General features: G+C 49.0%; 10 protein-coding genes and 1 pseudogene. 6 read left to right on the top strand and 5 right to left on the bottom strand.

All coding sequences use genetic code 11. The features are described 5' to 3' along the window. Positions 1-174 precede the first annotated feature (174 nt). The 6 genes from AC5JO6_RS05555 (at position 175) to AC5JO6_RS05580 (ending at position 2,534) form a co-directional block, all read left to right on the top strand. Complete coding sequence (locus AC5JO6_RS05555; RefSeq protein WP_496080058.1) at positions 175-510, top strand: rubredoxin; 336 nt, start codon at positions 175-177, stop codon at positions 508-510. Between the two features lie 108 nt (positions 511-618). Beyond that, positions 619-1,638 carry a photosynthesis system II assembly factor Ycf48 gene (locus AC5JO6_RS05560; RefSeq protein ID WP_496080059.1) on the top strand — a complete coding sequence of 340 codons (1,020 nt, stop codon included), beginning with the start codon at positions 619-621 and terminating at the stop codon, positions 1,636-1,638. Between the two features lie 171 nt (positions 1,639-1,809). Further along, positions 1,810-2,058, top strand: coding sequence for a cytochrome b559 subunit alpha (gene psbE / locus AC5JO6_RS05565; protein ID WP_496080060.1), 249 nt, complete (start codon positions 1,810-1,812; stop codon positions 2,056-2,058). 20 nt (positions 2,059-2,078) lie between these two features. Next, a complete protein-coding gene (psbF, locus tag AC5JO6_RS05570) occupies positions 2,079-2,213 on the top strand; it encodes a cytochrome b559 subunit beta (protein WP_496080061.1) in 135 nt (44 codons plus the stop codon). 9 nt (positions 2,214-2,222) lie between these two features. Beyond that, positions 2,223-2,345, top strand: coding sequence for a photosystem II reaction center protein PsbL (psbL, locus tag AC5JO6_RS05575; protein WP_496080062.1), 123 nt, complete (start codon positions 2,223-2,225; stop codon positions 2,343-2,345). Positions 2,346-2,414: 69 nt separating this feature from the next. Then, positions 2,415-2,534 (top strand): photosystem II reaction center protein J, encoded by a 120-nt coding sequence (locus AC5JO6_RS05580; protein WP_496080063.1) that lies wholly within the window; start codon positions 2,415-2,417, stop codon positions 2,532-2,534. Positions 2,535-2,686: 152 nt separating this feature from the next. Here AC5JO6_RS05580 and AC5JO6_RS05585 read toward each other — a convergent pair whose 3' ends face one another. From AC5JO6_RS05585 to AC5JO6_RS05605, 5 genes and pseudogenes are all read right to left on the bottom strand, one after another. Further along, positions 2,687-2,815 (bottom strand): photosystem I reaction center subunit VIII, encoded by a 129-nt coding sequence (locus AC5JO6_RS05585; RefSeq protein ID WP_106258970.1) that lies wholly within the window; start codon positions 2,813-2,815, stop codon positions 2,687-2,689. A gap of 166 nt (positions 2,816-2,981) precedes the next feature. After that, entirely contained in the window at positions 2,982-5,420 is a 2,439-nt protein-coding gene (locus AC5JO6_RS05590; protein WP_496080064.1) for a hypothetical protein, read from the bottom strand. Positions 5,421-6,084: 664 nt separating this feature from the next. Next, positions 6,085-6,417: a DUF5615 family PIN-like protein gene (locus AC5JO6_RS05595; RefSeq protein WP_496080065.1), complete on the bottom strand. Its 333-nt coding sequence runs from the start codon at positions 6,415-6,417 to the stop codon at positions 6,085-6,087. Further along, positions 6,414-6,638, bottom strand: a complete 225-nt coding sequence (locus tag AC5JO6_RS05600) for a DUF433 domain-containing protein (RefSeq protein WP_496080066.1) — start codon at positions 6,636-6,638, stop codon at positions 6,414-6,416. Before AC5JO6_RS05600 ends, AC5JO6_RS05595 begins: the two co-directional genes overlap by 4 nt. Before the next feature lie 123 nt (positions 6,639-6,761). Then, positions 6,762-6,968, bottom strand: a pseudogene (locus tag AC5JO6_RS05605) (hypothetical protein); the annotation flags it as partial.

Genomic DNA, 6,968 nt, shown 5'->3' on the forward strand with positions numbered 1-6,968 from the left:
TCCCCACTCCCCACTCCCCACTCCCCACTCCCCACTCCCCACTCCCCACTCCCCCGACTTTATGCAATGTCAGGATTTAGTGATTCCCAGTCATGTCATAATCGTTTACAGAGATCTCAGAATTCTGTGGTTTCTGTTCCTTGACTGCTACCCTCACTCTTTGGCGCTAAAGCAATGAGCACCGATGCTGCTAAACCAACAGCACTAGACCGTTATGAGTGTCAGACCTGTGGCTATATCTATGAGCCGCTGAAAGGGGACGATCGCCGACAAATTCCAGAGGCGACTCCGTTTGAGGCAGTCCCCGATGATTGGCGCTGTCCTGTCTGTGGGGCAGCAAAAGCGCGCTTCTCAAATATTGGCGAAGTCGGCTCTCCCTCTGGTTTCAAAGAAAATCTGGGCTATGGCTTTGGTGTCAACACGCTAACGCCGGGTCAAAAGAATATTCTGATTTTTGGTGCCCTGGCATTGGGGTTCCTATTTTTTATCAGTCTTTATGGCTTGCAGTGAAGATTAGTTGTGATGAGGGGTTAACCCACTCTGTTCAACCCTATCTAAGTAGCAGCTTAGACAAGATTAACTAATGACTTGATTAGATTGAGTAGAGCTTTGAGTGCCATGCATTTAATTACAACATTTCTGAAGCGGGCAGTTGTCAAGCAGGCGATCGTGCTGTTTGCGATCGCGATTCTGTGCGCTAGCTGCGGCGGCTACCTTCCGTCTATTAACGGCACTCCCTGGCAACCAGTCTCTGTACCCACAGAGTCAAATTTATTAGACCTGAGTTTTATTGATGCCCAGCATGGTTGGCTCACAGGTACAGGTTCAACGCTGCTTGAAACAACCGATGGTGGCACTACATGGGAACCGCGTAATCTAGAGCTTGATCAGGCGTATCGTTTTAACTCAGTCAGCTTTTCGGGTGACGAAGGCTGGATCGCTGGGCAACCGTCTCTCCTGTTGCACACGACTGATGGTGGTCGATCGTGGGCGAGAGTGCCGCTGAGTGCAAAACTCCCTGGTTCTCCAAATACCGTGCTTGCCCTTGGACCGAAGTCGGCTGAAATGACCACCGATATTGGGGCGATTTACCGCACGTCTGACGGTGGTAAAAACTGGAAGGCAATGGTCGAAGCCGCTGTCGGCGTGATTCGCAACATTGCACGTGCGCCCGATGGTCGGTATGTAGCAGTTTCGTCACGTGGAAACTTCTATTCGATTTGGGAGCCGGGGCAGGCTGTGTGGGACGCTCATAACCGTAACAGTTCTCGACGACTCCAGAGCATGGGGTTCACGCCGGATGGACGACTTTGGATGATTGCACGTGGCGGGCAAATCCAGTTTCAAGCTCCGACAGCGCCAGACGAGTGGGAAAAATCGGTGAGTCCAGAGTTCGCCACTAGCTGGGGCTTGCTGGATCTGGCATACCGCACTCCAGATGAGCTTTGGGTCTCGGGAGGCAGCGGCAATCTTTTACGAAGCGTTGATGGCGGCGCAACGTGGGAAAAAGATCGCGCGATCGAAAACGTTCCTTCTAATCTCTATAAGATCCTGTTCCTCAATCCAGAGCAGGGTTTCATTATTGGTCAAAAAGGCACGTTACTCAAATACACACCTGAAGCAGCTACAGCCGCATGAAGAATGCTAGAGAATTGCATGGTGGAACGTTTGCATGGTGGAACGTTCGATTGAAGTGAGAAGTGCCACTTTCACAAGATCTTAAAAAGTTGCTTGTGACTCGTTCGGTGGTTTCGTATGATGAACATAAGAAAGTGTTTTGTTGAATCGTTAGTTAGCGGAGGAATCTAAATGGCTGGTACTACTGGAGAGCGTCCTTTTGGAGAAATTGTTACAAGCATTCGCTATTGGGTCATTCACAGCATTACGATCCCAGCGTTGTTTATTGCGGGATGGTTGTTTGTGCAAACGGGTTTAGCGTACGATGCGTTTGGTACGCCTCGCCCCAACGAGTATTATCCGACTCAAGTGCAGTCGGCACCCATCATTAAAGACCGTTTTGATGCTAAACAAGAGATTGATGAGTTTCTCGCTAAGTAGTTTAAGGATCGCCCAACGTTATGACTAGTAGAACACCCAATGAACCGGTTACGTATCCCATTTTTACGGTGAGATGGCTGGCGGTTCATACCCTGGCTGTACCCTCTGTTTTCTTTTTAGGCGCGATCGCCGCCATGCAATTTACACAACGATAGGTGACACCAATGGCAACCAGAAGTTCAAACCCAAACAAGCAACCAGTTGAGCTGAACCGTACGTCGCTTTACTTAGGTTTGCTGATGATTTTTACACTTGGCATTCTTTTCTCCAGCTATTTCTTTAACTAGCGTCCAGGCTGTTTTAGCTATCGTTTCGTCAGTTGTGCTTTGCATTTCGTTTTTTAAGAGGTGATTGTCATGTCTAGTTCTGGAAAAATTCCTCTGTGGATTGTGGCAACGATCGCAGGTACTGGTGTGCTTGTTGTTCTTGGTCTTTTCTTTTACGGCTCTTATGCGGGCATTGGCTCATCACTTTAAGCTTTGATCGAACCTTGAAGAACCGCTTTGAGTTGTCTGGCACAACCTTGCAAGCGCGATCTTGTTCCATAAGTAAAGAAGCACCTATCTGACTTAGATGGGTGCTTCTTTATGTTTGTTATAAGCAATGGTGAGCTTAAGCGATGATGCTCTTAAATACCACTAGGATCTTCACGTTCGATATAAAGAAACAGAAGACCAAAAACGACTGCAGGGAGTAGCCATGTAACAACTGGGATGAGAATCCAGGGTAAGAACGAAGCGGCGTATGAACCTGTCATAACAAGTTTCCTATCTAGATTTGAATGGTTCCAAAACCGACTTTACTGCGAAGCGGGGACAAGTGCTGCACTTCTAACCTTTCTTAATATTAAGCATACCGGGTGCGAAACTTGTATTGCCGATCACGACTAAAACTCTAGATTCTAATCTTCTACCTCCTGCCTCCTAATCGTCAAAATCATCCAGCGAAACGATCGGCAGATCGGGGGGCACAACGACTCGGTCAATGGTGGCTTTATGGCTTTCACGTTGAGTGTGCATTTCAACCGCGATCGCTTCAAACCGAAGCTCAACGCTGCCAAACGGCACGGTCAAAGGGATCATCGCTTCTAAATCGCCAAGCCCGTTGGGCAGAAAATCGACGAGCCAGCGCGGACCGTCTAATAGGGAACGAGTTTGGCGATCGGTAACCCAGAGCTTGACGTAAATCCGAGGCAATAGATTTGGCAATTTGACACGAATGTTGATTGGTTTGCCAGCGGTTAATTCTCCAGTCGTAACATTCAAAGACGGCATCGGCATGGGAGCGTCAGCGGGCAAAATAAGTGTGCTGGGTGGTTCATCTAAGGGTGCTTGCTCGCCTGTAGGGATTGGCGGCTGCTTGCGCTGCCGTTCGTTTTGAGGTGGCACGTCGTCAACCACAATTTCCTCAGCCAGCGATCGCGCTTCCGCTTCAGAGGGTGCCACTATTGGTTGAGATGAAGGACTACCAGGTGTCAGACTAGCTTTGAGCATGGCTGACAGTTCGGTATCTGTAGCAAGAGAGGAAAGCCGCGTGAGAAACCGATCTTGCAGCTTCAGCGATTGAAACGCCATGTGTGTCGGTGACGGCAAATCCAGTGGCGGGTTGTCAGTGCTATCAGTGACTACGTCCTTCGAGGTTTCAGTGCCAACCGATGCAGGTAAGGTTGTCCCATTAGCCATCTCTGCTGTCTGATCCTGTGGATTATCTGCTGCTTCAGAGCTGCTAGCATCCTCTACAGCGATCGACTCAAATAGTTGGTTTAAGGTTGTCTCGGGATCGGGTGCTGCGTCCTGTGGTACTGCTGGTGGAGTGTCTTCAGTCGTCAGGCTGAAAGCAGGCAAATCGAGCGTTTTGGAACGTATTTGCTCGGCAGTGGGCTGATACAGTTGGGGTGGCAACGGTTGACCTGCCAGAGACTGAAAGCGCGGTGCTTGCTCCGGTGGTGGTTCAACTACAGCCGGATTCAAGAACGATAAGTCAAGTGATGGCGTTGCTTGCTCTTTTAACCGGGAAGACAATTCTAGGGGTAGGTCGATACGCTCCTCATCGTCTACTACCACTGTGAGGGCTTCATGCAGTTTGACCAGTTCTCCCACAAGTGCGTTGGGGTTAACGGTAATGGAGAACGCTTGGGTGAGCAGTGCGATCGGTGCCTCTGTGCGCTCTGAGAGCGTTCCGCACAGCAGCACTTCTCCCAGAACAAGGTGGGTCGTAAACGCATCAGGCAGCGAGAACGAAAAGGTAAAAGGGCTGGGGAAAGAGTGATGTGACAGGAGTTGGCGATCGCTAACCAACACTTGCAGGCTTTGCGGATCGCGGAGGCAAAGCTGGATTTCCTGCGCGGTTGCACCGATCAGGTTGAGTGAGCTGTCACTGTCCCACGGATCTCGGCTCGCGTCTTTCGGAGACTTTGTTAGTGGTGTCTCGCGGGTAGCTGGCGCTGGTACGATCGCCACCTGTCCAGATAGGGTCAGTACTTCGCCCCTTGCAGCCATAAAAGCGGACTGATCCAGCGTTAATAAAAAGGTTTCGTGAGATCCCAGTGTGTAACCCAGGGGCGATCGATGACGATTAGCGTCTAGTTCCTCTGTGTTAACGATGGCGGCGGGAGGTGCGCTCGTCGCTGGTGCAGAAGCAGCATGATCGACGTTCTCCATAGCGTCTATGGCAAGAGGAGCCTCTGCGATCGTGGTCAGATCGAAGTCCTGAAGCACTTCCTCGACCAACTGCTCAGACATTTGTTCAGCAATTTGAAAGAGGCGATCCATCGAAGCCCCAAGAATCTCAGCGACTTCTGGTGGTAGAGCGGTTTGTCGATCGTGCGTCGTTGCGTTTGGGAGGAACTCAGAGTTACTGACTATAGGCGCTTGATTCCCTCTATCATCCCCCATGCCCTTAGGTTCTGACGTGACTACAACCGCTTCTGACAACACATTCGGTGATGTCCAGTCAGGCTCCCAGTCTTCTTCTGCTTCCCGTGCGACCACTTGCAGTTTGATCGCGTAGGGTTGAGCGCCTGTGATCAAGTCAGTCATCAAATCTGCGGGCGAACAGCTCAACTCCCATCGCCCCGGCTCAAGATGGGTGAATGGGATCACGACCATCAAGCCATCATGGTTTGTGCGGCACGACCGCTTCTGCACTCGCCGCTTAGGGGGCACTTCTGCGGTCGCTAGATGAGCAATGCGAGTATCAATTGTCGCGTTGATATTACTTGATCGAGCGACAATGCGGTAGCGTCCCTCCAGGATCTCAACATCGGGTGAATCCAGAGGCAGCCAGGAGCGATCGCCGTCTTTCTGTAATAAAAATTCCCAGTGTTCCATCTCATACCCGCGCCGAAGCTCTGTTGGATTCACCGTCTCAAAACGCTGCTAGTAAGAAACATCGCCGCCAAACGCTATATCTGGTGATGGAAACATTTTACTCGCGTTTTGAGCGTTAGATAATACCTAAATATAGTGGACTGATCCAAAAATTTTACATTCTGGTTGAATCTGGTTCTTGGTGCCGCCCACGATCACTTTCCGCGAGTCTCTCTCCAGCGATCGTCACTGTCAGTTTGCCAAGAGGGAGCGGCTGTATTGAAGAACCAGTAGAGTAAGAGGGCACTCGATTGAACTGTCGCTAAAAGCCTTACGCTTGTCTGAAAGAAGTGATAGTAGGCAAGATGACTCATGTTCGTTGCAAAAGTGTGGCAACCAGGACTGAATTACTGCAACATGCGATCGCCCGGTTGAAAACCTAAACATTCTGATGCAGATGATTCAGGATGACCAAGAAGCATCAACTCATGCCTAGTACAATCGAGGTTCCCTTTTCGGACGTTGGGGCATTGCCTAGTCGATGTCGTTCACGCAGTGTGGTGTTAGCAAATCGCCACAACTTTCTCTTTGTTCTACCCAGACTACTAGATCAATGAGTAACCTAACGTTCCCATTCACCGGACGCAGATCACCTTTACAACTCACCGAATAACCTAAGTTTGTCTGATGTAGCGGGTTATTATGCGTCGGCTCCACGCTACATCAACGCGAGAAGACTTTCCCTTTCACTAGCTTTAAATTGAATGATCGTGTCCAAATTATCTCTCAAAATTTGAACGATTTTCGAGGTTGGGCAATTACCGATCCGAAGATAAATGAATTTGGGCGGATGACCATAAAGCAAACTGCGCTGGTGAAAGTCAGAATCTTTGGAAACAATCATAAACCCATTGGTCTTTGCATATTCCCAAATCACGACATCATCTGTGTTGATCAGCCCTAATGTCTTAATATGCTCAGAACCTGGATACAGATCGGTAATCGTAGGAATAATTCGATCTGATAGGTTTTCATCCAACAGCAGCTTCACAGCGATACCACAAATAACTTCTTCTCACGATCGGCTGCAAATGCAAGACAAGCTTTGATGTCTTCCAAAGTAAGTTCAGAAAAGTCTTCAAGAATTTCCGCCTCGGTCATTCCACCTGCTAAATATTCTAAAATGTCGTACACGGTGATTCGCATTCCTCGAATACACGGCTTTCCGCTGCGCTTTCCAGGCTCAATAGTGATGATGTGTTGGTAGTCCATAAAACTGACAGGAGAGAGAATAGTTGTTTACATTAGTTGAGTTCAAGCTACAAGACCCAATATCTTCTGAATTGTTGGGTTGAAGTATGAAACCTAACCTACTACTGTTTAAGCGTAACTCATTCAGGGATGGGCGTAGAATCCTCCCTGGCTCAAAGCTTTTTGATAAGGTTCATTACGCATAGGATTCCAACGTAGCTTAATTTCTGCTACGCACTGTTCATTAACAATCGTAGTAACGGTGCCGTTTTCAATCGTCGGTTGATAAGCAGCAGTCTTAGCTCGACTTTGTCCATTGTGAAGGGGAGGAAAGGTAGCAAAATCAGGAAA

This window comes from Tildeniella sp., assembly GCF_059505325.1.

Bases quoted from the DNA above. Each gene is read 5' to 3' on its own strand.
- psbL (WP_496080062.1), top strand. From the start codon at position 2,223: ATGGCAACCAGAAGTTCAAACCCAAACAAGCAACCAGTTGAGCTGAAC.
- AC5JO6_RS05555 (WP_496080058.1), top strand. From the start codon at position 175: ATGAGCACCGATGCTGCTAAACCAACAGCACTAGACCGTTATGAGTGT.
- psbF (WP_496080061.1), top strand. From the start codon at position 2,079: ATGACTAGTAGAACACCCAATGAACCGGTTACGTATCCCATTTTTACG.
- AC5JO6_RS05585 (WP_106258970.1), bottom strand. From the start codon at position 2,815: ATGACAGGTTCATACGCCGCTTCGTTCTTACCCTGGATTCTCATCCCA.
- AC5JO6_RS05560 (WP_496080059.1), top strand. From the start codon at position 619: ATGCATTTAATTACAACATTTCTGAAGCGGGCAGTTGTCAAGCAGGCG.
- AC5JO6_RS05600 (WP_496080066.1), bottom strand. From the start codon at position 6,638: ATGGACTACCAACACATCATCACTATTGAGCCTGGAAAGCGCAGCGGA.
- psbE (WP_496080060.1), top strand. From the start codon at position 1,810: ATGGCTGGTACTACTGGAGAGCGTCCTTTTGGAGAAATTGTTACAAGC.
- AC5JO6_RS05580 (WP_496080063.1), top strand. From the start codon at position 2,415: ATGTCTAGTTCTGGAAAAATTCCTCTGTGGATTGTGGCAACGATCGCA.